At 74.0% G+C, this 26,545-nt stretch carries 24 protein-coding genes; 10 read left to right on the top strand and 14 right to left on the bottom strand.

The window, feature by feature from the left end; all coding sequences use genetic code 11:
* The 3 genes from AB0O40_RS31660 to AB0O40_RS31650 form a co-directional block, all read right to left on the bottom strand.
* Window positions 1-1,649, bottom strand: a 1,649-nt coding sequence (locus AB0O40_RS31660; RefSeq protein ID WP_365048806.1) for a molybdopterin-dependent oxidoreductase, incomplete at its 3' end; no start/stop codon positions are given.
* Between the two features lie 93 nt (window positions 1,650-1,742).
* On the bottom strand, window positions 1,743-3,362 hold the full coding sequence (locus AB0O40_RS31655) for a Na+/H+ antiporter NhaC family protein (RefSeq protein ID WP_365048805.1): 1,620 nt from the start codon (window positions 3,360-3,362) through the stop codon (window positions 1,743-1,745).
* Window positions 3,359-4,738 (bottom strand): M20/M25/M40 family metallo-hydrolase, encoded by a 1,380-nt coding sequence (locus tag AB0O40_RS31650; RefSeq protein WP_365048803.1) that lies wholly within the window; start codon window positions 4,736-4,738, stop codon window positions 3,359-3,361. Before AB0O40_RS31650 ends, AB0O40_RS31655 begins: the two co-directional genes overlap by 4 nt.
* A gap of 298 nt (window positions 4,739-5,036) precedes the next feature.
* Between AB0O40_RS31650 and AB0O40_RS31645 the strand changes: the two genes are divergently transcribed.
* Together AB0O40_RS31645 and AB0O40_RS31640 are read left to right on the top strand one after the other, a co-directional pair.
* Window positions 5,037-5,645 (top strand): hypothetical protein, encoded by a 609-nt coding sequence (locus tag AB0O40_RS31645; RefSeq protein WP_365048801.1) that lies wholly within the window; start codon window positions 5,037-5,039, stop codon window positions 5,643-5,645.
* Between the two features lie 83 nt (window positions 5,646-5,728).
* Window positions 5,729-6,511, top strand: a complete 783-nt coding sequence (locus AB0O40_RS31640) for a hypothetical protein (protein WP_365048800.1) — start codon at window positions 5,729-5,731, stop codon at window positions 6,509-6,511.
* Between the two features lie 39 nt (window positions 6,512-6,550).
* On the opposite strand, the gene AB0O40_RS31635 is transcribed toward AB0O40_RS31640, so the two are convergent.
* From AB0O40_RS31635 to AB0O40_RS31620, 4 genes are read right to left on the bottom strand one after another with little or no spacing between them, the layout of a single operon-like run.
* Complete coding sequence (locus AB0O40_RS31635) at window positions 6,551-7,969, bottom strand: FAD-dependent monooxygenase (RefSeq protein WP_365048798.1); 1,419 nt, start codon at window positions 7,967-7,969, stop codon at window positions 6,551-6,553.
* Window positions 7,966-9,153, bottom strand: a complete 1,188-nt coding sequence (locus AB0O40_RS31630; protein WP_365048796.1) for an MAB_1171c family putative transporter — start codon at window positions 9,151-9,153, stop codon at window positions 7,966-7,968. The genes AB0O40_RS31635 and AB0O40_RS31630 overlap by 4 nt, the downstream gene beginning before the upstream one ends.
* A gap of 2 nt (window positions 9,154-9,155) precedes the next feature.
* Entirely contained in the window at window positions 9,156-9,701 is a 546-nt protein-coding gene (locus AB0O40_RS31625; protein WP_365048795.1) for a toxin-antitoxin system, toxin component, read from the bottom strand.
* 34 nt (window positions 9,702-9,735) lie between these two features.
* The gene (locus tag AB0O40_RS31620) at window positions 9,736-10,407 is read right to left on the bottom strand and encodes a helix-turn-helix transcriptional regulator (RefSeq protein WP_365048793.1); all 672 of its coding nucleotides are present in this window, start codon (window positions 10,405-10,407) and stop codon (window positions 9,736-9,738) included.
* Window positions 10,408-10,627: 220 nt separating this feature from the next.
* Between AB0O40_RS31620 and AB0O40_RS31615 the strand changes: the two genes are divergently transcribed.
* The 3 genes from AB0O40_RS31615 (at window position 10,628) to AB0O40_RS31605 (ending at window position 15,362) form a co-directional block, all read left to right on the top strand.
* Entirely contained in the window at window positions 10,628-11,611 is a 984-nt protein-coding gene (locus AB0O40_RS31615) for a helix-turn-helix domain-containing protein (protein WP_365048792.1), read from the top strand.
* A 255-nt stretch (window positions 11,612-11,866) separates the two neighbouring features.
* Complete coding sequence (locus tag AB0O40_RS31610; protein ID WP_365048790.1) at window positions 11,867-13,207, top strand: 6-phospho-beta-glucosidase; 1,341 nt, start codon at window positions 11,867-11,869, stop codon at window positions 13,205-13,207.
* A 172-nt stretch (window positions 13,208-13,379) separates the two neighbouring features.
* Complete coding sequence (locus tag AB0O40_RS31605; RefSeq protein WP_365048807.1) at window positions 13,380-15,362, top strand: MDR family MFS transporter; 1,983 nt, start codon at window positions 13,380-13,382, stop codon at window positions 15,360-15,362.
* A gap of 22 nt (window positions 15,363-15,384) precedes the next feature.
* Here AB0O40_RS31605 and AB0O40_RS31600 read toward each other — a convergent pair whose 3' ends face one another.
* Entirely contained in the window at window positions 15,385-15,882 is a 498-nt protein-coding gene (locus AB0O40_RS31600) for an NUDIX domain-containing protein (protein ID WP_365048788.1), read from the bottom strand.
* Between the two features lie 111 nt (window positions 15,883-15,993).
* Entirely contained in the window at window positions 15,994-17,058 is a 1,065-nt protein-coding gene (locus AB0O40_RS31595) for an ATP-dependent DNA ligase (RefSeq protein WP_365048786.1), read from the bottom strand.
* A 74-nt stretch (window positions 17,059-17,132) separates the two neighbouring features.
* Here AB0O40_RS31595 and ligD point away from each other — a divergent pair, with 74 nt between their 5' ends.
* Window positions 17,133-18,143, top strand: coding sequence for a non-homologous end-joining DNA ligase (gene ligD, locus AB0O40_RS31590; RefSeq protein WP_365048785.1), 1,011 nt, complete (start codon window positions 17,133-17,135; stop codon window positions 18,141-18,143).
* 12 nt (window positions 18,144-18,155) lie between these two features.
* Here ligD and AB0O40_RS31585 read toward each other — a convergent pair whose 3' ends face one another.
* Window positions 18,156-19,187, bottom strand: coding sequence for a DUF1648 domain-containing protein (locus AB0O40_RS31585; protein WP_365048784.1), 1,032 nt, complete (start codon window positions 19,185-19,187; stop codon window positions 18,156-18,158).
* Window positions 19,184-19,531 carry a GntR family transcriptional regulator gene (locus AB0O40_RS31580; RefSeq protein WP_365048782.1) on the bottom strand — a complete coding sequence of 116 codons (348 nt, stop codon included), beginning with the start codon at window positions 19,529-19,531 and terminating at the stop codon, window positions 19,184-19,186. The genes AB0O40_RS31585 and AB0O40_RS31580 overlap by 4 nt, the downstream gene beginning before the upstream one ends.
* 184 nt (window positions 19,532-19,715) lie before the next feature.
* On the opposite strand from AB0O40_RS31580, the gene AB0O40_RS31575 reads away from it, so the two are divergent.
* Both AB0O40_RS31575 and AB0O40_RS31570 read left to right on the top strand, forming a co-directional pair.
* Window positions 19,716-20,627 carry an alpha/beta hydrolase gene (locus AB0O40_RS31575; protein WP_365048780.1) on the top strand — a complete coding sequence of 304 codons (912 nt, stop codon included), beginning with the start codon at window positions 19,716-19,718 and terminating at the stop codon, window positions 20,625-20,627.
* Window positions 20,624-22,015, top strand: coding sequence for an MFS transporter (locus AB0O40_RS31570; RefSeq protein ID WP_365048778.1), 1,392 nt, complete (start codon window positions 20,624-20,626; stop codon window positions 22,013-22,015). The genes AB0O40_RS31575 and AB0O40_RS31570 overlap by 4 nt, the downstream gene beginning before the upstream one ends.
* Window positions 22,016-22,046: 31 nt before the next feature.
* Here the strand turns inward: AB0O40_RS31570 and AB0O40_RS31565 are convergent, their stop codons facing one another.
* Window positions 22,047-22,697: a TetR/AcrR family transcriptional regulator gene (locus AB0O40_RS31565; RefSeq protein ID WP_365048776.1), complete on the bottom strand. Its 651-nt coding sequence runs from the start codon at window positions 22,695-22,697 to the stop codon at window positions 22,047-22,049.
* 103 nt (window positions 22,698-22,800) lie between these two features.
* On the opposite strand from AB0O40_RS31565, the gene AB0O40_RS31560 reads away from it, so the two are divergent.
* The gene (locus AB0O40_RS31560; RefSeq protein ID WP_365048774.1) at window positions 22,801-23,037 is read left to right on the top strand and encodes a WhiB family transcriptional regulator; all 237 of its coding nucleotides are present in this window, start codon (window positions 22,801-22,803) and stop codon (window positions 23,035-23,037) included.
* Window positions 23,038-23,071: 34 nt separating this feature from the next.
* Here AB0O40_RS31560 and AB0O40_RS31555 read toward each other — a convergent pair whose 3' ends face one another.
* Together AB0O40_RS31555 and AB0O40_RS31550 are read right to left on the bottom strand one after the other, a co-directional pair.
* Window positions 23,072-24,049, bottom strand: coding sequence for an acyl-ACP desaturase (locus AB0O40_RS31555; RefSeq protein WP_365048772.1), 978 nt, complete (start codon window positions 24,047-24,049; stop codon window positions 23,072-23,074).
* A gap of 470 nt (window positions 24,050-24,519) precedes the next feature.
* Window positions 24,520-24,936 carry an SsgA family sporulation/cell division regulator gene (locus tag AB0O40_RS31550; protein ID WP_365048770.1) on the bottom strand — a complete coding sequence of 139 codons (417 nt, stop codon included), beginning with the start codon at window positions 24,934-24,936 and terminating at the stop codon, window positions 24,520-24,522.
* 218 nt (window positions 24,937-25,154) lie between these two features.
* Here AB0O40_RS31550 and AB0O40_RS31545 point away from each other — a divergent pair, with 218 nt between their 5' ends.
* Window positions 25,155-26,339 (top strand): oxidoreductase, encoded by a 1,185-nt coding sequence (locus tag AB0O40_RS31545; RefSeq protein ID WP_365048768.1) that lies wholly within the window; start codon window positions 25,155-25,157, stop codon window positions 26,337-26,339.
* The last annotated feature ends 206 nt before the right edge of the window (window positions 26,340-26,545 follow it).

Here is a 26,545-nt window from a genome sequence, read left to right as displayed (position 1 = left end):
ATGGTCTCGGAGTGGAACCAGTGGTTGGTGCCGGCGCCCATCAGGATCATGCAGCGGCCCTGGGACTTCTCGGCCGTCTCGGCGAACTCCCGGGCGATCTTCACGGCCCGGGCGGCCGGGACCGAGGTGTGGGTCTCCTGCCAGGCGGGGGTGCCGGGCTGCCCGGCGTCCTCGTAGGAGGTGGGCCAGGTGCCCGGCAGGCCCGGCCGGGCCACGCCGTACTGGGCCAGCAGCAGGTCGTACACGGTGGTGACCAGCTTCCCGCCGACCCGGTGCACCGGCACGCCGCGGTGCATGACCTCGCCGCGGCCCTGGCCGTGCTCGCCGCCCTCGGTGTCGAAGCGGGGCAGCAGCACCTCGGCGCTCTCGCCGGTGCCGTCGCCGTAGAGGGAGAGCCGGGGCCGGACGTCGCCGAGGTCCAGGTTCCACTTGCCCTTGCCGCTCTCCGTCCAGCGGAAGCCGAGGGAGCCGCCGGGCACCGCGGGCGCGCCGGTGGCGTCGTCGAGCACCGCGGTCTTCCACTCGGCGCCCTCGGCGGTGTCGCCGAGGTCGGCGGCGCGCAGGAACTTGTCCGGGACGTACCCGCCGTCCTTCGCGGTGAGGGTCACCAGGAAGGGCAGGTCGGTGTACTTGCCGACGTAGTCGGTGAAGAACGGCGTCTGCCGGTCGACGAAGAACTCCTTGAGGATGACGTGCCCCATGGCCAGCGCGAGGGCGCCGTCGGTGCCGGGGTGCGGGTGCAGCCACTCGTCGGCGAACTTGGCGTTGTCGGCGTAGTCCGGGGCCACCACGACGACCTTCTGGCCGCGGTAGCGGGCCTCGGCCATCCAGTGGGCGTCGGGGGTGCGGGTGACGGGGACGTTGGAGCCCCACATCATCAGGTAGGCCGCGTCCCACCAGTCGCCGGACTCGGGCACGTCCGTCTGGTCGCCGAAGACCTGCGGGGAGGCCACCGGCAGGTCCGCGTACCAGTCGTAGAAGCTGAGCATCGGGGCGCCGATGAGGCTCATGAACCGGGCGCCGGCCGCGTGCGAGACCATCGACATGGCCGGGATCGGGGAGAAGCCGGCCACCCGGTCCGGGCCGTACTGCTTGATGGTGTGGACGTGTGCGGCCGCGATGATCTCGACGGCCTCGTCCCAGGTGGCGCGGACCAGGCCGCCCTTGCCGCGGGCCTGTTGGTAGCGGCGGCGCCGCTCGGGGTCGCCCTGGATGTCCGCCCAGGCCAGCACCGGGTCGCCGAGCCGCGCCTTCGCCTCCCGGTACAGCTCCAGGAGCACGCCCCGCACGTACGGGTAGCGGACCCGGGTCGGGGAGTACGTGTACCAGGAGAAGGCGGCGCCGCGGGGGCAGCCGCGGGGCTCGTACTCGGGGCGGTCCGGGCCCACGGACGGGTAGTCGGTGGCCTGGGTCTCCCAGGTGATGATCCCGTCCTTGACGTAGACCTTCCACCGGCACGAGCCGGTGCAGTTCACGCCGTGCGTGGAGTACACGACCTTGTCGTGGCTCCACCGGTCCCGGTAGAAGGCGTCGCCCTCCCGGCCGCCGGTGAGGCGCACGCTGTGCAGGTCGGGCGCGTCCTCGCCGCGACGGAAGAACCTTCCGGACTTGAGCAGCAGAGCTCCGGGCTCGGACGGGGTGTCCTGCACGTCGGCCTCCCGTGATGACGGTCGTGAGCACTTATATAAGTCGCAAATCGGTCATTTCGCATCGCGGGGTGTCGCGGATGCCGCACTGGGGCCCTACACGGCCGCGCCGAGGGCCACGAACCCGCAGATGAGGACGAACAGGATGGCCAGCAACGGCCAGACGAAGCGCAGGTACTTGTCGTAACCGACCTTCGCCAGGGCCACGCCGCCGATGGTCACGGCGGTGGTCGGCACCCACAGGTTCATCCAGCCGCTGGCCGCCTGCCAGGCCGTGACCACCACCGCGCGCGAGACGCCCGCGAAGTCGGCCAGCGGGGCCAGGATCGGCATGGCGAGCGTGGCGTGGCCGGAGGTGGAGGGGATCAGGAAGGCCAGCGGCAGGTTCACGATGAAGACGATCACCGCGAACAGGCTCGAGGACGTGCCCTTGACCACCCCTTCGATGGAGTGCAGCACGGTGTCGGTGACCTTGGTGTTGTTCATGATGACGGTCACCCCGCGGGCCAGCACGATCACCAGCGCGGGGGAGACGAAGTCCGCCGCGCCCTGGATGATCGTGGAGCTGAGCTTCTGCTCCCCGAGCCGGGCCACCAGCCCGACCAGGACCGCCGCGACCAGGAAGAGCGCCGCCAGCTGCGGGAAGGACCAGTCCAGCTCCCACCCGTAGGGGGTGGCGTCCGCCTTGCCGGTGAGGGCGCTGGCCCAGGGCACCACCGAGAAGATCATGAAGACGAAGACCAGGGTCATCAGGACCAGCACGCGCTTGTGGAGGGCGGAGAGCTCGGGCTCCTCCTCGGTCTCCACGGCCGACTGTTCCCGGTCGCCCGGCAGGAAGCCGCAGATCGACCGCTCCGGGTCCCGCTGCACGCGGGTGGCGTACCGCACCACGTACAGCACGGTGACCGCGGTGAGCACGATCCACATGAGGGCGCGCAGCGCGATGCCGTCGCCCAGCGAGATGTCCGCGGCGGAGGAGGCCACTCCGGTGGCGAAGGGGTTGACCGTGGAGCAGAGCACGCCGACGCCGGCCCCCAGGATGGCCGCGCCGACCGCCACCAGCCGGTCGTAGCCGAGCGCCAGCATCATCGGCACCAGCAGGCCGTAGAAGCCCAGGGTCTCCTCGGCGAAGCCCTCCACGGTGCCCAGCACCGAGAAGGCCACCATCACGCCCGCGATCAGCAGGGCGCCGCGGTCCCGCAGCCGGTGCGCCAGGCGGGCGATGCCCCGGTCCAGGGCGCCGGTGGCGAAGACCACCGTGATGAAGGCGCCGATGGCCAGGACGAAGAGGAACACCCCGGCGCTGCCGTACAGGTCGCCGGACAGGCTCGGCCCGACCATGCCGGAGGCCGGGTCCTTGATGCCGTACAGGCCGTTGACGGGGGAGAGGAAGAGGTCGTTGAGCCGGTCGGTGAAGGACTGGTCGGAGGCCACCCGGTGGTAGGTGCCCTGGAGGGGCGCGCCGCTGTCGTTGCGCCGGTACTCGCCGGACGGGATGAGGAAGGCGAGCAGCCAGACGGCGATCGTGACCACGGCGAGCACGGTCAGGGCGCTGGGGAAGGCGAACTTCCGGCGGCCGCCCTCCTCCTGGGGCGGCTCGGGGCCGTCGGCCGGGGGGCCGCCGCCGGCGGGTTCCGCTCCGAGCGCGGCGGCCGGGTCCGCCACCGGCGCGGGGCCGGCCGGGTCCCCGGCGGCGGGTCCGTCCGGGGCGGTCATGCGCCGCTCTCCCCGGCCGGGGCGCCCGGGCCGCGGTCCGCCCCGAAGTCGGCCGCGTACTCGCGCACGAAGGCGCACATCGCCACGACCGTGTTGCGCAGTTCGGAGAAGAGCACGCGTTCGTTGGGGGCGTGCAGGTTGCACATGCTGTCCTGGGCTCCGAAGAGCAGCACCTCGGCGCCCGGCGCGGCCTTCGCCAGTCCGTTGACCAGCGGGATCGAGCCACCGGTGGCGACGTACGACGCCTCGGTGCCCCAGGCCTCCTTGAGGGCGGTCAGCGCCGCCCGGTACGCCGGGCCGCCGGTGCGGGCCTCGAAGCCGGGGCCGGTGTCCCCGGGGGTGACCGTCAGGGGGACGCCGAAGGGGCGTAGCGAGCGCAGGTGGTCCACCAGCCTCGCCTGCGCCTCGCGGGCGTCCTGGAGCGGATGGAAGCGCAGGTTGAGCTTGGCCCGGGCGTACGGGACCACCGCGGAGGCGGCGTGCTCCACGCTCGGGGCGTCCAGCCCGATGACCGTGATGGCCGGGCCGCTCCACAGCCGCTCGCCCAGCGCCCCGGAGCCGACCAGCGGGATCCCGTCGCGGACGCCGGCCAGGTCGCGGAACTCCTCCTCGGTGTAGCCGGTGCCGGTCCAGGCCTCCCGGCGCAGCCCCGACACGGCGACGTCGCCGTTGACGTCGTGCAGCGTCGACAGGGCCTTGAGCAGCACCAGCAGCGCGTCGGGGGCCGCCCCGCCGAACTCGCCGCTGTGCCGGGGCTCGGCCAGGGTGCGGACCTCCACCACCACTTCGCAGGCGCCCCGCAGGCCGGTGGTCAGGGTCGGCGTGCCGGGGCGCAGGTTGCCCAGGTCCGCGATGACCATGGCGTCGCAGGCGAACCGCTCCGGGGCGGTGGGCGGGTAGTCGTCGAAGGGGCTGCCGTACTCCTCCTGCCCCTCGATGACGATCTTGATCCCGACCGGCGGGCGGCCCTCGAAGGCCCGCAGCATGCCCAGGTGCGCGATCACGTTGGACTTGTCGTCCGCGATGCCCCGGGCCCGCAGCCCGCCCTCGACCGGGGTGGGTTCGAACGGCGGCGACAGCCACAACGCCTCGTCCCCGGCGGGCTGTACGTCGTAGTGCCCGTAGAGCAGCACGGTCGGCGCGGCCGGGTCCGGGGGCGGAATCTCGCCGAAGATCACGGGTGCGGTGCCCGGCAGGTCCAGCCGCTCGATCCGCGGCACCCCCGCGTCCCGCAGGAGTCCGACGAGCAGGTCGTGGGCCTCCTCGACGGGCTCGGACGGGAAACCGGGGAAGGCGACCGACGGGATCGCCGCCAGCCGCTCCAGATCCGCCCGCAGGCCCGCCATCAGCCCGTCGACCCTGGCTTCGAGTTCCACGGCACACCGCCTCGGCTTTCGTCCGGTGGGTCAGGAGAGCCCCGGACGGTCAGGTTCCGCCGGGGTCCCTCAAGCCCTCCCAGTCTTGGCCAGCCCCCCGCCCGGCGCCGTGCGCGTACCGCCGACCGGGTGATCCGGGCCGCGTGGAGGCCGGCCGTCGGGCTCCCGCCCGGTGGCCGAAACGCGCTGGAGCGCACGCCCGGTGCGCGCGGGCGCGTATCGAACCGGCCCCCTGATCGTTTCTTCTCCCGGAGCCACCAGCCCCGGTGCGCCCCACCGGACGCGGAGAGGACACGCGGTGACCGCTTGGCAGTACCTCGCCGGTGTGGGCGTGATCGCCGCCCTGTGCCCGCTGCACGGCCACGCCGAGGTCGCCGCCCCGGCCGGCCCGGGCCCCGGGCACCTGCACACCGCATGGCTCGAACCGGGCCCCGGGCACGGCCCGTCGGCCCGGGTCGACGTCTGCGTGCCGGGCCGGGCGCACCCGCCCCGGGTGGTGCCGCCGCTGCCGGTGCCGCGGCCGGTGACCCCGCCCGCGCCGGTGGTGCGGACACCGGCCCCGGCGCCGGCCGGTCCGGTCCGGCCGCACCCGGCGCCCGCACCCGCGGCCCACGCCCCGCTGCGACCGGCGCCCGCGCCGGCGCGGGCGGTCGAGCCCGCGCCCCCCGTCGAGCCGGTACCGGAGACCCCGGAGCCGGCCCCGGCCCCGTCGCCCGCACCCGCGGCGGCGGGGCCCGCCTCCCGCTTCCACGTCCGCCCGTACCACTCGGCCGTCCTCGAACGCCGGGGCCCCCGGGGCATGTCCACCATGATGCTGATGGTCGTCGTGACCACCCCGGCCGTGCTGGCCGCCGCCGCCCTGCGCCCGCGCGGGCGCGGCGGAGCGGCCGCCGCCCCGGCCGGCTGACATCCCCGGGCCGCCCCGCGCCGGCCCCGCCCGGGCCGCCCGACGGCCGCCCGGAAGACCCACACCCCCTCTGGAGACACCCCGTGTCCGAATGGCTGGTCCTGGCCGTCGCCATGGCGCTGGTCTGCGCCGTCGTCCTCATCTTCACGAACCTGCGGCACCGCAGGGCGGCCGAGGACGAGGACACCAACGAAACCCCCGACGTCATCGAGTACATGACGATGATGGTCGGCGTGGTCTACGCGATCGTCCTCGGCCTCGCCATCGCCGGGGTGTGGGAGGCCCGCGGCGCCGCCGAGGACGACGTCCGCCGCGAGGCGCAGGCCCTGTACGAGGTCACCCAGCGGGTGGACGTCTACCCCGCGGCGGTCCGCGACCGGATCCGCGGCGAGGTGGACGACTACGTCACCCACACCGTCGCCGTCGACTGGCCCCGGATGACCCAGGAGGAGCCCGCCTCGGCGAAGGGTGCCGAACTGCTGGGCCGGCTGCGCGCCGACGTCACCCACCAGAGCCCCGCCAACGAGCTCCAGGCGCAGGCCTACCAGCCGCTGCTGGACCACATCGCCACCGCCGACGACGCCCGGCACGCCCGCACCCAGAACGGCGGCTCCACGCTGCCGGACGTCATCTGGGTCGGTCTGATCGTCGGCGGGGTGGTCACCATCGGGCTGATCTTCACGCTGCAGATCCGCCGCTCCGGCCGGGAGCTGCTGCTCGCCGGCCTCTTCAGCGCCCTGATCGTCTTCCTGCTGTTCATGGTCTGGAGCTTCGACGCGCCCTTCGGCCGGGAGGGCTTCGACTCGGCCGCGCCCTTCCAGGACCTCTTCCCCACCGTGGCCCAGGCGGCCGGCCTGCAGCCGTAGGCCGTCCCCGAGCGCCCGTACGGTCCGCCGTACGGGCGCTCAGGCGTCCGTGCGGTCCATGAAGGCGCGCTCGCGGGCGGTCAGCGGGGGGCCGGACAGCTGGGGCAGCCGGGGGCCGAGCAGGGCGTGCCACAGGACCCGCGGCCGGACCAGGGTGGTCATCGGCGCGGAGAGGGTCATCACGTCGGTGAGCGCGGTGGCGACGTGGAAGTCGCCGGTGGCGGTGAGCATCAGCCGGTCCACGTACCGGGCCAGCAGGTGGTCGGCGGCCCGGGGCGGCCGGCCGGTGGTGTCCGGGTAGAAGATGTCCTGTCCGGTGGCCAGGCTCCAGGCCACCGTCACCGGCCCGGCCACGGCCTTCTGCACCCGCCGGGCCAGCCCGGCGCCGGCCAGTCCGGCACCGGCCAGCTCGGCGCGCAGCAGCCGGGCGCACTGGGCGGCCACGGACATGCCGTGCCCGTAGATCGGGTTGAAGGAGGCGATCGCGTCGCCGACCACCACCAGCCCCTCGGGCCAGCGCCGGGACTTCTCGTAGAAGCGGCGCCGGTTGGCGGTGTTGCCGAAGGTCGCCACCTCGGTCAGCGGGGTGGCGTGCGCCAGCAGCTCGGCCACCACCGGGTGCCGGGCCGAGCGCGCGAAGTCCTCGAACTCCGCGGTGTCCCGCGAGGGCTGGGCCCCGCGGGTACCCGAGAGGGTCACCAGCCAGCGGCCGTCCTCCACGGGCATCAAGGTGGCGGTCCGGCCCGGGCGCGGATCGCGGGCCACGGACTGGACGGTGACCACCGGGAAGTCCTCGGTGCCGGGCGGCGCCTGGTAGAGGCGGCTCGCGTACACCACCCCGGAGTCGACCTCCTCCTGGGGGACCTCGGCCAGCCCGAGGGAGCGCAGCCACTTGGGCGCGTCGGTGCTCCGGCCGCTGGCGTCCACCACCAGGGTGGCGTCCAGCAGCCGCTCCTCGCCGTCGTCGGTGCGCACCCGGACGCCCGTGACCCGCCGCGCGTCGCCGGCCAGCCCGGTCACCCGGGCCCGGGCGAGGGTCTTGACCGAGGGCAGCGCCAGGACCTGCTCGCGGACCGCCCAGTCGAGCAGGTCGCGGGTGCAGGCGAAGACGTAGTGGGTGGGCCGCCAGCGCCGGTACCAGCCCTGGGCCGAGAGGGCGACCATGCCGTGGGTGAGCGGGATCCGGCGGGCGCCCGCGGTCAGCAGCCGGCCGCTGACGCCGGGCAGCAGCTGCTCCATGGCCTCCACGCCGCCGGACCACATCATGTGCGCGTGCCCGGACTGCGGCAGGTACCGCCGGGGCTCGGCGGTGGCCGGCAGGACGTCCCGCTCGACGACCGTGACCTCGTCGGCGTAGGGGGCGATCGCGGCGGCCGCGAGCATGCCGGCGAGGCCGCCGCCGATCACGACGGCTCTTCGGTGTTCGGACGGCGCGGCGGGGGCCGGTGATGCGCTCATCGGTGGTCGCTTTCTGTGCTGGCGGTGCGTCGGCGGGCGTCTTCGACGATCGGGGAGCAGCGCAGTAAGCGGGAGATGAGGACCAGGTCGCGCTGGCCGTCGGAACGGGGGGCGGTGTAGGCGTCGGTGGAGCCGATGACCCGCTCGTCGGGGTCGGCGGCGCGGGCGTTGATGGCGGCGGCCACCATGGCGGCCTCGGCGGTGGCCTCGGCGTCCTGGACACCGGCGCCGGCGCCCACCGCGGCGGCGTGGGCGCGGGCCCGCAGGTCCTGGTCGAAGTACGGGTTCAGGTGCAGGATGCCGTCCCGGATGTCGGCGATCCGGTGGGTGACCCGCAGGTCCGCCGGGGACCACCAGGAGATGTGCACCGGCGTCGGCGGGCGGGGCGTGGCGGCGCGCAGCTCCCGCCACAGGGGCCCCAGCGCCCGGTACATGGCCCAGGCCTGCCAGTGCTCCTGGATGCGGACGGCCACCAGCGGGATGACGAAGCCCACACCGATCAGCAGCGCGGAGACCTGGGCGATCGGCGGCGCCACGTCGGTGCTGAGGTAGTCGAGGTCGTGGCCGGTCCAGCGGGCGATGATCGCGGTGAACTTCGCCGCGTCGAAGAGCAGGTTGAGCAGGAAGCCGGCGACCATCAGCTTCAGCCCGGAGCGGAGCCAGCCGCCCACCCGCAGGGACCAGCGGCGGCAGAGCACGGTCATGATCACGGCGGCCGTGGTGTGGGCCGCCAGGTAGAGCGTGATCATCTCCCGCATGTACGGCGTGTTCGCGTAGTACGTGTCCAGGTCCCGCAGCCGTTCCACGGGCGCGTCGGCCAGCGAGAAGAGGATGATCAGCGCCGAGATGACCACGCAGTAGGCGGCCAGGCACCAGCGCGAGACGAGCCGGGTGCGCTCGGGCTCCCCGCCGCGCCAGCTGATGAGCAGCAGCAGGCAGGAGGCGCTGAACGCGCTCAGCACGCAGTACACCAGCGGCGCCGAGACGTTGGGGATGCCGATGGCGGCGTTGACGACGTGGATGGTGGGCGGGGCGGCGAAGACGAAGACCAGGCTCGCCACCAGGAGCAGGATGCTGACGGCCCGCACGAGCGGGTCCCGCCAGTCGCGCAGCAGGCCCGGGACCTTGCAGGCGAAGGCGATGACGAGCACCGCCGCGGGTACGTAGAAGGGCGTTCCGTCCAAGGTCAGACCTGCGGTCCCCGGTAGCCGAGGGAGGCCTCGATCCGGGCCGCCAGCGGGTCGCCCGCGGGGGCGGCCGCGCGCGGGGAGAACAGCCAGGGCCGGCACTTGCTGCCCAGCAGCAGGCCGAAGCTCTCCGCCTCGGTCTCCTCGGCGACGTTGCCGCGGGTACGCGCGGCGACCCGGCGGACCGTCTCGCTGAGGTCCGCCTCCTCCGTCAGCAGCCGCGCGGCCACGGCGGAGCCGTCGACGTGGTGGCTGCAGTGGCCGGCCTTCATGTGCCACAGCTCGTGGCCCAGGATCACCAGCTGGTGGTCGGGTGCGGTGTTCTCCTCGACGACGACCACGTCCCGGTCGGCCATGTCCAGCCACAGGCCGCTGGCCGTACCGGGCGGGAACGACGCCATCCGGAACTGCACGGGCCGCCCGCGGTGCTTGCTCATGCCCTCGCACAGGGCGGTGTAGAGGTCCGCGGGTTGCGCGGGCACCGGCAGCCGGAGGCCGGCCACCAGCTCCTGGCACAGCCGCCGCTGTTCTCTGCCTATGTTCACCGTTCTCCCCGTCGGCACGGATCCGGATCAGGACTCAGGAATCTGTGGGCTTGACGCTTTCGAGAAGCATGTCCAGCCATTCGGTGACCTTGTCCCGGTGCTTGTCGCTGGGCAGCTGGGCCGCTCTCCAGGCGATCCCCCGGACGCCGTGGTCCTGGAGGAGCCGGGCCAGGGGATCCCCGCCCGCGGCGGCGGCCTGGGCGGGTACGGTCTCGCGCTCGCGGACCGCGAAGTCCTGGAGCAGCTGCTGCTCGGTGCGCTGGAGGGCGTCGGTGAGCGCGTCGGTGTCGTGTGCCGTCAGGAAGCCCGCGTGGACCCCGAAGAAGCGCTGGATCGCGTCACAGTGCTCCATGGTGGGCCGGCGGTCGCCGTTGATCAGTGCGCCGGCCTGCTGGCGGGACATGCCCGCGCCGTCGGCGATCTCCTGCTGGGTGTAGCGGCGGCCGTTGGGTTTGACGCGGGTGCGCCGCAGCAGGTCCAGCCGCTGGAGGAACCGGGCCTGGAGGTCGGGCTCACCAGCCGGTCGGCCGTCCAGGAGCGCCTTGACCACGTCGGCGGGAACGCCGGAAGCCTCCGACAGGCGGCGGAGGTTGAAGACTTCGGAGTGCGCGCGGCCGAGCGTGTGGGCCAGTTCGGCGACGCGCGCGGCGGTGGCCGCCAGCGACACGGTGGCCACCGGGACGGGAGCCGGGAAGCCGTCTGTCACCAGTGGTTCTCCTAGATCACGCGAGGTTGGTACGGACACGCGGTGGGCCTGAGGAGGCTAACCCGTCTGCCCGTCGTACGGCTAGAACTTGCCACAGCTGTGGCGTGAATGAGGCGGCCTGAGGCTGGAATTGCCACAATAGTTGACACTCCATTGACGTCGGTAGCAGGATCGCCACACGGAAATGAAGATCGCAGACCGTGAGAAGGGGGAGCTCTCGGTGCCACATCTCGCAACGGTGGGCCCATCAGACGCCCTCGCGCGGTCCGGCCAGGAACGCCTGGCGGGCGAAGAGCCCGTACGCGGAGCGATCCGGTCGGAGCGGCGCAAGGAACTCCTGCGGCAGCGCCGCGAGGAGCTGGGACTGAGCCAGGAGGACGTCGCCGCGCGGCTGCGCATCAGCGTGCGCGCGTACGGCAACTGGGAACGTGGACTGGTCAAGGAGTGGACGGACCGCAAACTGCTCGCACTGGCGCAGGCCCTCGAGATGAGCGAGCGGCAGCGCTTCTGGCTGTTCCGCGTCATGGTCGACCGGGACCCGCCGCAGTCCTGGCGCCCCGCGGAGGGCAGCAGACTTCCCGACGACCCGGTGCAGCGCGACTACCTGCGCGACTACGCCGCCCTGATGGAGTCGGTGCCGTACCCGTCCTTCCTGGTGGACCACCGCTGGGACGTGGCGCTCACCAACTCCGCCTTCGACCAGCTCTTCCAGTCCGTCCGGCCGCACCCCACGGCGCTGCCCGACGACAACTTCCTCCGGTTCGTCCTCTTCCACCCGGATGCGGCGGCCGTCCTGGAGGACCACGAACCGGCCTGGTGCGTCCCGCTGCTGGCCCAGTTCTCGCTGGCCCTCGAGGCGGACCCGGAGGACCCGGGCCTGGCCTCGATCCGGCAGGACATCGCGCGTGACCCGTTCATGGAGGCGGCCTTCCGCTACGGCGTGCCGCACTGGCTCGCCACGTACGGCGCGGACGCCGCCGAGCGGGACGGCTCGGTGCTCGCGGTGCGCCACCCCGACCCCCGCTGGGGCCGGGCGCGCTGCCGCATGGTGGCCGAAACCGGACCCCGGCTCGGGGGCATGGGCTTCACCCGGATCACCCTGATCCTCTCGGCCCAGCAGAGCGCGCCGGGGGTGCCGGCCGGACCGGCGCCGGCCGTCCAGCAGGCCCCGAGACTGCGGGCGCTGCCGACCATCAAGGACTGACCGACCGATTGGTCAACTGATTGACCGATCGACTGAGCTCGACTGACCTGACCACGGGGGCTGAGCCCGGCGTGGCCCCGCGGGGGCCGGGCCGGGCTTCGGCGTACCCGGGCCCCGTACCCTGCCTTCGGACCCGGCCCTCGTACCAGGCTCGAAGCCGCCGTGGCGACGGCCCCGGGGCGCCCCGACTCGGGCGAGACTGTGGGCAGGGCGCGGCGGACCGCCGCCGCGCGGGGCGAAGGACGGTGCACTGACGTGAAACTGACGATCCTCGGCGGGGGCGGCTTCCGGGTACCGCTCGTGTACGGAGCGCTCCTGGGGGACCACGCCGAGGGCCGGGTCACCCACGTCACCCTCTACGACGAGGACCCGGCCCGGCTGCACGCGGTCGCGCGGGTACTGGCCGAACAGGCCGCCGGCGTCCCCGACGCCCCGGCCGTCGCCGTCACCACCGACCTGGACGACGCCCTGCGCGGCACCGACTTCGTCTTCTCCGCCATCCGGGTCGGCGGCCTGGCCGGCCGGGCCGCCGACGAGCGGGTGGCCCTGGCGGAGGGCGTCCTGGGCCAGGAGACGGTCGGCGCCGGCGGGATCGCGTACGGGCTGCGCACCGTCCCGGTCGCCCGCGCCGTCGCGGCCCGGGTCGCCGAGCTGGCACCGCAGGCCTGGGTCATCAACTTCACCAACCCGGCCGGGCTGGTCACCGAGGCCATGGCCGAGGTGCTGGGCGACCGGGTCATCGGCATCTGCGACTCCCCGGTCGGCCTCGGCCGCCGGATCGCCCGGGTGCTGGGCGCCCGCCCCGACCGGGCCTTCGTCGACTACGTCGGCCTCAACCACCTCGGCTGGGTCAGCGGCCTGCGCGTCGACGGCCGGGACGAGCTGCCCCGGCTGCTGGCCGATCCCGCCCTGATCGAGTCCTTCGAGGAGGGCCGGCTCTTCGGCGCCGACTGGATCCGGTCGCTGGGCGCGGTCCCCAACGAGTACCTGCACTACTACTACTTCAACCGGGAGACGGTCCGCGCCTACCAGGAGGTGGCGCAGACCCGCGGCGCCTTCCTGCACGACCAGCAGGCCCGTTTCTACGCCGAGGCCGGCCGGCCGGAGGTCTCCGCCTGGGACGCCTGGGACCGCACCCGGGCCGAGCGGGAGGCCACGTACATGGCCGAGAACCGGGAGAGCGCGGGCGCCGGGGAGCGGGCCGCGGAGGACCTGGAGTCCGGCGGCTACGAGCAGGTGGCGCTGGCCCTGATGCGGGCCATCGCCCGCGACGAGCGGACCACGCTGATCCTCAACGTCCGGGGCCGCGGCACGCTCCCAGTGCTCGATGCGGAGGCCGTCATCGAGGTGCCCTGCCTGGTCGACGCCAACGGCGCGCACCCGGTCGCCGTCTCGCCCCTGCCCGACCACGCGGTGGGCCTGGTGAGCGCGGTCAAGGCGGTGGAGCGGGCGGTGCTGGCGGCGGCGGCCGGCGGTTCGCGGGCCGATGCGGTCAAGGCCTTCGCCCTGCACCCGCTGGTGGACTCGGTGGGGGTGGCCCGCCGGCTGCTGGACGGGTACACGGCGGTGCACCCGGGGCTGGCCTACCTGAGGTGAGCGGGCCGGGGAGCACCTGCGGGTCCCCCGGACGGCCCAACGGCGGGTGCAGGGGCCACGGCGCGGTGTGAGAGTGCGAGATGTGACCACTGTCCGCGAGTCCGGCCCTGCCGTCGTCGAGCCGCCGCCCGTGCTGGACCGGCGGCGGCGCAACGTCATCTTCGGCACGATCATGCTGGGCGTGCTGCTGGCCGCGCTCGACCAGACCATCGTCGGCACGGCTCTGCCAACGATCGTGGCAGATCTGGGCGGCGCCGCGCACATGTCGTGGGTGGTCACCTCCTACCTGCTGGCGGAGACCGTCGCGACCGTCCTGGTCGGAAAGTTCGGCGACCTCTTCGGCCGCAAGGTCATCTTCCAGATCTCGGCCGTGGTCTTCATCGTCGGGTCGTTCCTGTGCGGCCTGGCCACCAACATGAGCCTGCTGATCGTCTGGCGGGGGCTGCAGGGCATCGGCGCGGGCGGCCTGATGGTCACCTCCATGGCGCTGATCGCCGATGTGATCCCGCTGCGCGAACGCGGCAAGTACCAGGGCGCGATCGGGGCCGTCTTCGGCGTGGCCACCGTCATCGGGCCGCTGCTCGGCGGGCTCTTCACCGACCACCTGAGCTGGCGCTGGGCCTTCTACGTCAACGTCCCGATCGCCGTCCTGGTGGTCCTGGCCGCGGCCCGCACCATCCCCTCGGTCCGCTCGGCCGCCAAGCCGGTCATCGACTACCTCGGCATCGCGCTGGTCGCCGCCGGCTCCAGCGCCCTGATCCTGGCCACCAGCTGGGGCGGCAACGAGTACGCCTGGGGCTCCGGTGTGATCATCGGGCTCTTCGCGGGCGGTCTGGTCGCCCTCGCCCTCTTCTGCCTGACCGAGACCCGGGCCGCCGAGCCGATGCTCCCGATGCGGCTCTTCCGCAACCCGGTCTTCACGGTCTGCTCGGTGCTCAGCTTCGTCGTCGGCTTCGCGATGCTGGGCGCGATGACCTTCCTGCCCACCTACCTCCAGTACGTCGACGGGGACTCGGCCACCGTCTCCGGGGTGCGCACCCTGCCGCTGGTCATCGGCCTGCTGATCGCCTCAGTCTTCAGCGGCAACGTCACCAGCAAGACCGGCCGCTACCGGATCTTCCCCATCGTGGGCTGCCTGGTCATGGGACTGGGGCTGTACCTGCTCTCGCGGATGGGCGCGGACACCTCGGCCTGGCTGGAATCCCTGTACATGTTCGTGCTGGGCGCCGGCATCGGCCTGTGCATGCAGGTGCTGACCATCGCCGTGCAGAACACCGTGGACTACGCCGACCTGGGCACCGCGACCTCCGGCGTCACCTTCTTCCGGACCCTGGGCAGCTCCTTCGGCACCGCGGTCTTCGGCACGATCTACGCCAACACGCTCGCGCCGAACCTCTCCGGTGCGGTGGCCTCGGCGGCGCGCGCCACCGGCGCGGACCCGGCGGCGCTCGGGAAGGCGGCCGGCAGCCCGCAGGGCCTGCACTCCCTGGCGCCGGACCAGGCCGCGCCCATCGTCGCCGCCTACGCCGACACCCTGCACACCGTCTTCCTGTGGACCGTGCCGGTCGCGGCGGCCGGCTTCGTGGTGGCCCTCTTCCTCAAGCAGGTCCGGCTGCGCGACAGCGCCCGGGCCGGCTCCACCGACATGGGCGAGGGCTTCGCCTCCCCGGCCACCACCGGAGACTCGGCCAAGCTGCTGGAGCTGGCGGTGGGCAAGCTGATCCGGAACATGGGCCCGGAGAACGCCCGCGCCATCGTGAACTCCTCCGACACTCGGCTGGACATGGCGGGGGCCTGGGCCGTGATGCAGGTGGACCTGCTCACCCGGACCGTCGGCCACGCCAGCCTCGGCCTGATCTCGGCCCGCCGCTCGCTGCCGCCGGAGGTGCTGGTCCCGGTCTTCGACCGGATGGTCGAGGAGGGCTTCCTGGCCCGCGAGGGCACCTTCTTCTCCCACACCGGCGCGGGCGCCCGCGAAGCCGGCGTCATCTCCGCAGCCTGGGGCGACTGGCTCGCCACCGAACTGGAGAAGGACCGCGGCCGCCCCGACACCACCGAACTCCGCGCCGCGGTCGACGCGATCGCCAAGCGGCTGCTGGCGGAGGACCTGGTGGAGGGCGGCTTCGCACCGGGGCGGGTGGGGGTGCGGGGGTAGGGGGGCTTCGGGGCGCCCCCGCTCACGCCTCCCGTACGGGGTACACGTACGCCGGGACGGGCGGGACGCCCAGCGAGGGCCGCCACACCTTCAGGACGGCGGCCGAGGGGGCGAACAGAGCCCCCGGCAGCGCATCCGGCTCGAACCAGGACCACCGCACGATCTTGTCCGGCTCGGTCACGACGGGCTCTCCCCGCCCGACGACCGCCACCGCCGCCGCCGTCACCCGGCTCACCCCGCCCGCCGCATCCACCAGCACCGCCAGCACCCGCACCCGGTCCGCCGGGACGAGCAGCCCGGTCTCCTCGCCCAGCTCCCGCGCCCCCGCCGCCTCGAAGCCCTCGCCCGGGTCGGTCTTGCCGCCCGGCAGCTCCCAGCGCCCGTCGTGGGCGAGGCCGAGCAGCACCCGGCCCCGGTCGTCGAGCACGATCACGCCGACCCCGGCGACCGCGTTGGCGGTCGGACGCCTGCGCTCCGCCCGCTCCGGGCCGAGCCCGGCCGGCGGCTCCTGCTCCGTCATGCCGATCCCTTCCGCCGCGGCCCGTACGGCCGCCGGCCGTGCCGAGGATACGGACCCGTACGGGCGCCCGTACGAGCGGTCCACGAGGCGGCCGGGCCCCGGCCGGGCGGCTCAGCCGGTGCCGAGTACCTGCGCCAGGTCGTACCGGACGACCTCCTCCAGCTGGGCGTACGTACAGCTCTCCGGGGTGCGGTCGGGGCGCCAGCGGCGGAACTGCGCGGTGTGCCGGAAGCGGTCGCCCTCCATGTGGTCGTAGGCCACCTCCAGCACGCGGTCGGGCCGCAGCGGGACCCAGGACAGGTCCTTCTTGCCGGACCAGCGGCTCGGGGCGCCCGGCAGCCGGGCGCCCTCGTGGGCGGACTCCTCGGCCCAGGCGGACCAGGGGTGCTCCGCCGCGTCGACGAGCCGCAGCGGTGCCAGCTCCTCGACCATCTCGGCCCGCCGCTTCATCGGGAAGGCGGCGCAGACCCCGACGTGCTGGAGCGCGCCCTGCGCGTCGTACAGGCCCAGGAGCAGGGAGCCGACCACCGGCCCGCTCTTGTGGAGCCGGTACCCCGCCACCACCGCGTCGGCCGTGCGCTCGTGCTTGATCTTGTACATGGCGCGGACGTCGGGCCGGTAGGGGAGGTCCAGCGGCTTGGCCACCACGCCGTCCAGCCCGGCGCCCTCGAAGCGCTCGAACCACTCCTGGGCCAGGGCCGCATCCGTGGTGGCGGGCGCGAGGTGGACCGGCGGCCGGGCACCGGCCAGGACTCCGGCGAGGGCGGCCCGCCGCTCGGTCAGCGGTGCGGCGCACAGGTCCTCGTCGGCCAGGGCGAGCAGGTCGAAGGCGACGAAGGAGGCGGGGGTGCGCTCGGCGAGCAGGGCCACCCGGGAGGCCGCGGGGTGGATCCGCTCGGTCAGCCGGTCGAAGTCCAGCCGGCCGTCGTGCGCGATCACGATCTCCCCGTCCAGCACGCACCGCTCCGGCAGATTGTCCTTCAGGGCCGCCACCAGCTCGGGGAAGTAGCGGGTCAGCGACTTGCCGGTACGGCTGTCCAGCTCGACCTCGGCACCGTCCCGGAAGACGAGGGCGCGGAAGCCGTCCCATTTGCCCTCGTACTGCATGCCCGCCGGGATCCTGGCCACGGACTTGGCCAGCATCGGCTTGACGGGCGGCATCACCGGGAGGTCCATACGACGATTGTCCGGTCCCGGGCCCGGCCGCGCCCGGTGTGCGGGCCGCCGGTGACGCGCTTACGGTGGCGCTCATGGGTACTGCGGTGGAGCTGGAGGCCGGCGGACGCACGGTCCGGCTGTCCAATCCCGACAAGGTGTACTTCCCGGCGCGCGGGCTGACCAAGCTGGACGTGGCCCGCTACTACCTGGCGGTGGCCCCGGGGATCCTGCGCGCCCTGCACGGCCGCCCCACCACCCTGGAGCGCTACCCGGACGGGGTGGAGGGGGAGTCCTTCTTCCAGAAGCGGGCCCCCAAGAACCTCCCCGACTGGATCCCCACCGCGCACATCTCCTTCCCCAGCGGCCGCAGCGCGGACGAGATCTGCCCCACCGAGCCGGCGGCGGTGCTCTGGGCGGCCAACCTGGGCTGTCTGACCTTCCACCCGTGGCCGGTGCGCCGGCAGGACACCGACCGGCCCGACGAGCTGCGCATCGACCTGGACCCGCAGCCCGGCACGGACTACGCCGACGCGGTCGCCGCCGCCCACCAACTGCGCCAGGTGCTCGCAGAGTTGGGGCTGACCGGCTGGCCCAAGACCTCCGGCGGCCGGGGCCTGCACGTCTTCGTCCCCATCGCCCCGCGCTGGACGTTCACCGAGGTGCGGAGGTGCGCCATCGCGATCGGCCGGGAGCTGGAGCGGCGGATGCCGGGCCGGGTGACCACCGCGTGGTGGAAGGAGGAGCGGGGCGAGCGGATCTTCGTGGACTACAACCAGACCGCCCGGGACCGCACCATCGCCTCCGCCTACTCCGTCCGCCCCCGGCCGCACGCGCCGGTCTCGGCCCCGCTGCGCTGGGACGAGCTGGACAGTGCGCAGCCCGCGGACTTCGACCTGCTGACCATGCCGGTGCGGTTCGCCGAACTGGGCGACGTGCACAGTGACATGGAGCACCACGCCTTCACCCTGGACGCCGCGCTGGAGCTGGCGGACCGGCACGAGAGCGATCACGGCCTGGGTGACATGCCCTACCCGCCGGACTACCCGAAGATGCCGGGTGAGCCCAAGCGGGTGCAGCCGAGCCGGGCCAAGCACGAGAAGTGACCCGACGGTCGGTCAGTTACCGCGAGCCGCAAGGGAGTTGAGGAGGGCGGCGGCGCGTTCCGCGTCGTCCACGCTGACGGCGAAGTCCGGGCCCTTGCGGGGGGTGACGACCAGGCAGCTGCCGGCGCGCAGCATGACGGTGGTGCCCTTGCCGCTGAGCCGGTAGCCCCAGCCGCCCACCTGTGCGGGGGAGCGGTCCTCGGCCCGGGCGGCGACGACCTCCCCGACCGGCCAGCGCCGCACCGGCCAGCCCAGCGGGCCGAAGGCCACGGCCAGGCCGCCGCCGGTCACCCGGGCCTGGACGGAGGAGCAGACCAGGACCGTCGGCGAGACGATCGCGAAGGGGACCACGACGGCCCAGTGGAAGCCGGTGATCCCGCAGGCCGCGGCGGCCAGGGCCGCCGCCGGCACCAGTCCGGTCACGGCCGCGGTCAACTGGAGCCAGGGGTTGGCGGTCCGCGCGAACCAGGCCAGCCGGACGCCCTCGGGAAGGTCGAACGCGCCCTGCTCCACGGCCGGTTCGACCACACCGCCGGTCGACGGCGGTCGGTGCGCCGTCCGCCGGGTGACCAGCAGGCCGAGCAGTCCGGCGGCCAGGGCCGCCACCAGCGTCACGGCGACCCCGGTGCCGACCGGGCCGGCCCGGTGCCAGTCGGCCCGGTCCAGATTGGCCCGCACGATCGAGGCCTGGGCGCCGGCCAGCAGCACTCCGGTGGCCGGCAGCCCCGCCCCGGACCAGGCCCGGGCGGCGGCCGGGGCCCGCCGCCGGGCCGCCACCATGGCGAGGACCAGGGCCGCCCAGACCAGCGCCGGGGCCGCGGCCGCCAGCCACAGCGGCATCGAGCCGTCGGGCGTGCGACCGCCCCAGTGGGTGGCCACCCGGTCGGGCAGGCGGTCGGCCGCGACGGCCGGCAGTCCGGCCAGCACGGCGAACACCGCCGCGGCCCAGAGCGCCCCGGCCCACCGGCCGCTGCCCGACCCCCGTGTGCCGCCGGTCGGCCTCCGGTCGTGCGGTATGCGGTCCTTCGGCGTCCGGTCGGTCACGACAGCCCCCTGATCATGTCGATGAGCTCGCTCCTGCTGTACCCCAGGCGGGCCGCGTCCTCGGTCAACCGGCGGACCCGGTCGAGCAGTTCGGCCCGCTGGTCGGCGCCCGCGGCGACGGTGACGCCGCGGCCGCGCCGGAACTCCAGCAGCCCTTCGTCGCGCAGGGCGCGCAGCCCGCGCAGCACCGTGTTGGCGTTGACGTCCCACATCAGGGACAACTCCCGGGCCGAGGGCAGCCGGTCGCCCGGGGCGCACTCGCCCTCGGCGACGGCCCGCCGGATCGCCGCCGCCACCTGCTCGTGCAGGGGGAGGCTGCTCGTGGTGTCCAGTCTCAGCAGCATGGTGCCAATGAACCTAGCACCATTACCGTCATCGGGCGACGGGGGTCTGGCCCTCCTCGAGCGTGCGGGGCCTGCGATACCCGGCCGTCGGGCGACTCGGCACCCTAAAACAACACGAACGGTCGTGCTAATATCTCGCCGTCCCACCACTCTGAGGAGAACCGGAGACCCGGGCATGCGCCGCATGACTGCACTGCTGAGTACCGCCCTCAACGTGACCGCCCCGCTCGCGCCCGCCCTCGCCGGCCGGGCCGCCTTCGCGGCCTTCGTCAGGCCCGCGGGCCGCAGCCGGGCCCGGCCCGCGGAGGCGGCGGTGATGGCCGGGGCCGCCACCGGGCGCCTGCGGGTGGACGGCGTGTCCGTCGCCACCTACCGCTGGGGGGAGGGGTCCCGGCCGGTGCTCCTCGTCCACGGCTGGTCCTCCCGGGCGGCCAAGCTGAGCGGCTTCGTCGGCCCGCTGCGGGAGGCGGGCGCCACCGTCGTCTCCTTCGACGCGCCCGGCAGCGGTGCCTCCGGCGGACGCGCGGTGAACATCCGTCAACTGCGGGAGATCATCGGCCTCCTGCACGAGCAGCACGGTCCCTTCGAGGCCGTGATCGCGCATTCCTTCGGGGCCCTCGGCACCTTCTTCGCCCTGCGGGAGGGGGTGGTCGCCGACCGCGTCGTCGCCCTCGGCCCGATAGCCGACTTCGACTACCCGCTCGACCGGTTCGCGCAGGGCATGCGCGTGAGCGGGGCCGTCCGGCGCGCCATGCGCCGGCACGTGGAGACCCGGCTCTTCCCCGGACGCCCCGGCATCTGGGACCGGCTCGCCGCCACCCACATACCCGAGGAGATCCGCGCCCGGATCCTGGTCGTGCACGACGTGGACGACGACGTCGCGGAGGTCGCCCAGGGCCGGGCCCTCGCCGCCGCCCACCACGGCCGCGCCCGCCTGGTCGAGACCCGGGGCCTCGGCCACCGCCGGATCCTGCACGACCCCGAAGTCATCGCCGCGGCCGCCCGGTTCGCCGTGGCGGGCGAGGTGGCGGACCTCCCGCAACCGGCGGGCGGGGTGGACGTCGCGGCGGCGGCGGGCGCGGTGGGGCACCGATGAGCGCCACCGCCAAAGCCGGGGCCGCCGTCCGCCCCGGGTCCGCCACCGGCGCCGGCCCGGGCCGCATCCTGCTGCTCGCCTGCGCCGTGACCTTCCTGGCCTTCCTGGACGCCACGGTGGTCAACGTCGCCTTCCCGGACCTGCGCACGGCCTTCCCCGACGTACCGCTGCCCCGGCTCACCTGGGTGGTCAGCGCCTACGCGGTCTTCTTCGCGGCCCTGCTCGCCGCGGCCGGCCGGCTCGCCGACGTGCTCGGCCGGCGCACCCTCTTCCTCGGCTCCACGCTCGCCTTCACGCTCACGTCCCTGGCGGCCAGCGCCGCGCCGGACGCCGGACTGCTGATCGCGGCCCGGGCCCTCCAAGGGGCCGCCGCGGCCGGGATGCTGCCGGCCGCCCTGGGCCTGGTCCTCGCCCACACCCCGGCCGAGCGGCGGGCCGCCGCCCTCGGGGCCTGGGGCGCGGCCGGCGGACTGGCCGCCGCGGTCGGACCGGGCCTCGGCGGGCTGCTGGTCGAGGCCTGGGACTGGCGGGCCGTGTTCCTCGTCAACGTCCCGCTCGGCACGGCCCTCTGGTACGCGGCGGTCCGCGGGATCCCCGCCGACCCGCCCGGCGAACGCCGGCTGCCGGACCTGCCCGGCACCGCCGCCCTCGCCCTCGGGATCGGGGCGGTGGTGGCCGGACTGAGCCAGGGCGAGGAGTGGGGCTGGGCCTCGGCCCGGGTGCTCGTACTGCTGGGCGGCGGGGCCGCGGCCGGACTGCTGGCCCTGGTCCGTTCCCGGCGGCACCCGGCCCCCGCGCTCGACCTGGACCTCTGGCGGGACCGTACCTTCGCCCGGGCCAACGCCGTCTCGCTGCTCTTCGGCGCGGCCATGTACGCCTGGCTGCTCACCGGGCCGCTCTTCCTATCCACCCACTGGCACTACCCGGTGCTGCGCGCCGGCCTCGGGGTGACCCCCGGCGCGGTGCTGGCCACCGCGGGGGCGCTGCTGGTCGGCCGGCTGGTCCCGGCCCGGCTGCGATGGGCCGTGGTCACCGGCGGCGCGCTGGTCTTCGCGGTCAACTGCCTCCTGCTGTGGCGGTGGGCCGAGGGCTCCGACGGGTACGCCCAGGTGTTCCTGCCGGCCGGACTGCTGGGCGGGCTCGGCATCGGGACCGCGCTGACCGCACTGTCCACCGCCGCCTCCGCGGCCCTGCCGCCGACCCGGTTCGCGGCCGGTACCGGGCTGCTCCTGACCACCCGTCAACTCGGCGGCGGGCTCGGGGTCGCGGCCACGGCGGCGCTGCTCGGCCGGGACGCCCAGGGCTTCCCGGCGGTCTTCCTGATGTGCGGCCTGACGGCCCTGGCCGCCGCCGCGGCCGGGGTGGCGATGCGGCCGCGCACCGGCTGACCCGTACGGTGCGGCGCGGTCCGGACGGGGGTCAGACCGCGCCGAACGATGGCGGCCGCACCGGGAGTTCGTCCGGGGCGGTCGCCGCCGCGCGCAGCCGGTTCAGGATGCCGGTGGCTGCCCGGCGGTAGACCGCCGCGTCGTCGTGCAGTACCGACTCGGCATTGGCCAGTTCCATCAACGCGATGATCTCGAAGGCCAGTTGGCCGGCGTCGGTGTCCTCCCGCAGGCTCCCGGCCTGCCGGGCCAGGTCCACCTGGCGCTCCACCGCCGCCAGCCAGTCGCGGCGGGCCTTGGCGATCTCGTCGTGCACCGGGCCCGGGCGGGCGTCGAACTCCGCAGCGACCGAGTAGAAGAAGCAGCCGCCGGGGAACACCCGCCGGTCGGAGTACTCCAGCCACAGCTCGCACAGCCGCCAGACCCGCAGGGCGCCGGGGGCCTCCTCGCGCAGCGGCCGCACCACCCGGTCCACGAACACCTCGACGGCGGCCCGGACGGTGGCCAGCTGGAGGTCTTCCTTGGAGCCGAAGAGCGCGAAGACACCGCTCTTGCTCAGGCCGAGTTCGGTGGCGAGCTTGCCGAGGGACAGGCCCTCGAGCCCCTCGACCGAGGCGATCTTCATGGTCCGGTCGAGGACGAGCCGGCGGGTCTGGTTTCCGCGCTCGACGCGCCCGTCAGTCATATGTCCATGTTACTGAACGCACGGTCGTGCGTTCAGTGGCCGGTGAACGGGCATTGATCACACGTTGATCGGCCGTATATCGCCCTTCGGCACCATCCTGCCCATGCCGATCACGAACACTGCCCCGGCCGCGACCTGGGGATGGGAAGCGCTCTGCGCGCAGACGGGCCCCGAGTTCTTCTTCCCCGAGCCGGGTACCTCGGTCCGGGACGCCAAGCGCCTGTGCGGCGCCTGCGAGGGCCGTGCCGCCTGCCTCGAGTACGCGCTGGCCAACGACGAGCGCTTCGGGGTCTGGGGCGGTCTCTCGGAGCAGGAACGCCTGGCGCTCCGCCGCCGCTGAACGGCGGAGCACCGGGCGTCGGGAGCGGAGCCGGTCAGGCGGCCTTGCCGCGGGCGGCCAGCCGGGCCGCACGGGCGGCCAGCTTCTCGTCGAACTTCCGCGCCTCGGAGTCCAGCCCGCCCATGTACATGCCGAGCTCGTCCTGGGCCTGCTGCCCCTCGGGGCCCAGCCCGTCGATCTCCATGACCTTCAGGAAGCGCAGCACCGGGCTGAGCACGTCGTCGTGGTGGATGCGGAGGTTGTAGATCCCGCCGATGGCCATCTGCGCGGCGGAGCGCTCGAAGCCGGGCATGCCGTGTCCGGGCATCCGGAAGTTGACGACGACGTCGCGCACGGCCTGCATCGTCAGGTCCGGGGCCAGCTCGAAGGACGCGCCGAGCAGGTTGCGGTAGAAGATCATGTGCAGGTTCTCGTCCTGCGCGATGCGGGCCAGCATCCGGTCGCACACGGGGTCCCCGGACTGGTGGCCGGTGTTGCGGTGCGAGATGCGGGTGGCCAGCTCCTGGAACGCCACGTAGGCCACCGAGTGCAGCATCGAGTGGCGGTTGTCCGACTCGAAGCCCTCCGACATGTGCGCCATGCGGAACTGCTCCAGCTTGTCCGGGTCCACGGCGCGGGAGGCGAGCAGGTAGTCGCGCATCACGATGCCGTGCCGGCCCTCCTCGGCGGTCCAGCGGTGCACCCAGGTGCCCCAGGCGCCGTTGCGGCCGAAGAGGGTGGCGATCTCGTGGTGGTAGCTGGGCAGGTTGTCCTCGGTCAGGAGGTTGACCACGAGGGCGATCTTGCCGATGTCCGTGACCTTGGACTGACCCGGCTCCCAGGCCTCGCCGTCCTCGAAGAAGCCGGGGAAGTTCCGGCCGTCGCCCCACGGGACGTACTCGTGCGGCATCCAGTCCTTCGTGACCTTCAGGTGGCGGTTGAGCTCCTTCTCGACCACCTCTTCCAGCGCGTACAGCAGCTTGGCGTCCGTCCACGCCGAAGAGCTGCTGAGGTGGGGAGAGGTGATGGTCACAGGTACTCCAGGGGCAGGCCGAATTACTTACGGATTCGTAGGTTACGAAACCGTAGGTTAAGGCCGTCGTGAGGGCCCGCCAAGTCCCAACTGTTGAATTGTCCGATTACGGTCTGTTATGCATGGAGGTCGGGGAGGCGAACAGAGAGGCACGTCACGCGACCTCGGGGCGGCCCGCGGCCCGGCTGCGGGTACGGCTGTGCCGGGGGTGCGCTCGATGCGGGGCGCCGGACCGTCGGCAGGTCGGGCGGGCGGGGGGCGCTTCTGATGGGCGCGGGGCGCGGCCCGTGATCGGGGACGGGGCGTCGTCCATCGCCACACGTCCTGGCCCGGCCGTCCCCTCGGGCGGGGGCTCACCGTCACGGACGGCGCCTACCGTGTGTGACGGACGTCTGTGGCGGACGTCCTTGAGTGACGTCTATGACAGACGTATGTGACGGACGTCTGTGACAGACGTCTGTGACGGGTCGTCAGGAGGCGTCGCGCATCAGGGCGGTGAGGCTGCGGTCCACGTCCAGGTACAGGTGCTCGGTACCGGCCGGTACCAGGTCGGCGGCCCGGGCCAGGAAGTCGCGCAGTTCGGCGGTCTCCATCAGGACGATCGCGATGCCCTCGGGGGCGTGGAACTCGATGACCGTCCGGCCGGGGCCGTACGGGCGGATGCGGACGTCGCCCAGGCCGGCGGAGCGCTCGACGCCGGTCTCCAGGAGCTCGCGCGCGAACGTCCAGGAGATCTCGATGCCTTCGAGCGTGGCCGGGGCCGGGAAGGCCATGCACACGGCGAACGGGTCGGAGCGGACGTACCGGAGGGTGACCGGGACGGTCTCGACCTTGGGTGCGGTGGCGACCAGGCGGGCCTGGACGGCTTGCTCGATGACGGTGATCAAGGCCTGCTCCCTTGCGGCGGATCCGTGGCGGGCCGATGGGTCGGTCCGGCAAAGGGTTAGACGCTCGAACGGCCGGATCAGTGCACCCGAAAAGGGCGTGAGTTACGTCACCGTACGGTGTGGCACGTGGCGGTGGCGGCGGGTGACCGGGCGGCACTCTGGACGGCGATCAAGCACGTGCACTAGCTTCCGGCGCCATGAGATTACTGGCACTTGGCATGTCTGCGGCAGCTCTGGTCGCCGCCGTCTCCGTCGTCTCGCCCCCGGGCTCCGCCGCGGCGGCCGGAGTCGAGCCGTGGCACGCGCCCGGGTCCGCGGCGGACGGTCTCGAACCGTGGCATGCGCCCCGGGTCGCGGCCCACGGCGTCGAAGCGTTGCGTGCGCCCCGGGTCGCGGACCGCGTGCACCCCGCTCCGTCTCCGGCCTGGTCGCTCAAGAACACCGGTAGCGACGCCCGGTTCCGGGGGCTGGCGGCGGTCAGCCGCAACACGGCCTGGCTGGCCGGATCCGGTGGCACGGTCCTGCGGACCGTCGACGGCGGCCGGAGCTGGCGGGACGTCTCGCCGCCCGGAGCGAAGGCCGAGGCGCTGGAGTTCCGGGACGTCGAGGCCTTCGACGGGCGGCGGGCGGTGGTCCTGGCCATCGGCGAGGGCGAGGCCTCCCGGCTGCTGCGCACCGAGGACGGCGGCACCACCTGGACCGAGAGCTTCCGCAACACCGACGCGCGGGCCTTCTACGACTGCCTGACCTTCTTCGACCACCGGCACGGGCTGGCCGTGAGCGACCCGGTGGACGGCCGCTTCCGGATGCTGTCCACGGCCGACGGCGGGCGCAGCTGGCGGGTGCTGCCGGACGCCGGGATGCCGGCGGCGCTGCCGGGCGAGGCGGGCTTCGCCGCCAGCGGGCAGTGCCTGGTGAGCAGCGGACCGGCGGACGCCTGGCTGGCCACCGGCGGCGGGGCGACCGGGCGGGTGCTGCACACCCGTGACCGCGGGCGGACCTGGACGGCCGCCACCACCACCGTCCCTGCCGGCGAGGGGGCCAAGGGGGTCTTCGGCCTGGCCTTCCGGGGCCGCGGGTACGGGGCGGCCCAGGGGCTGGCCGTGGGCGGCGACTACCGCAAGGACCAGGTCTCGCCGCTGGCCGCGGCGGTCACCGCGGACGGCGGCCGGAGCTGGACGGCTGCCGCGGTCCCGCCCGCGGCCTACCGCTCGGGGGTGGCGTGGCTGCCGGGGCGTGCGGCGGTGGCGCTCGCGGTGGGGCCGACCGGCACGGACATCACGTACGACGCCGGCCGGACGTGGCGCCCGCTGGACGCCGGCTCCTTCGACACGGTCGCCTGTGCCGGCCCCGACGCCTGCTGGGCCGCCGGCGAATCCGGCCGCACGGCCCGCCTGGAATAGCCCCCCTGCTGCCCCGCGCCCGGGCCGTGCCCGTGCCTTTGCTGTGTTCGCGGAGGCCCTGGCGCGGCAACTCCAGCCGCGCCGGCGTTTGAGGCGACCGGCGCGCAGCGGTGGTGCGGGGGATCCGGGGGCGGCCGCCCACCGGTTTCGGGAAGGGGCGGGGTGGGGTCTGGCTCCGCGCAGCGGCCGGGCCCGGGCCCGGAACC

Source organism: Streptomyces sp. NPDC089919, from assembly GCF_040684615.1.
Lineage (GTDB): Bacteria > Actinomycetota > Actinomycetes > Streptomycetales > Streptomycetaceae > Streptomyces.
This window is presented reverse-complemented; position numbering and strand designations above follow the sequence as displayed.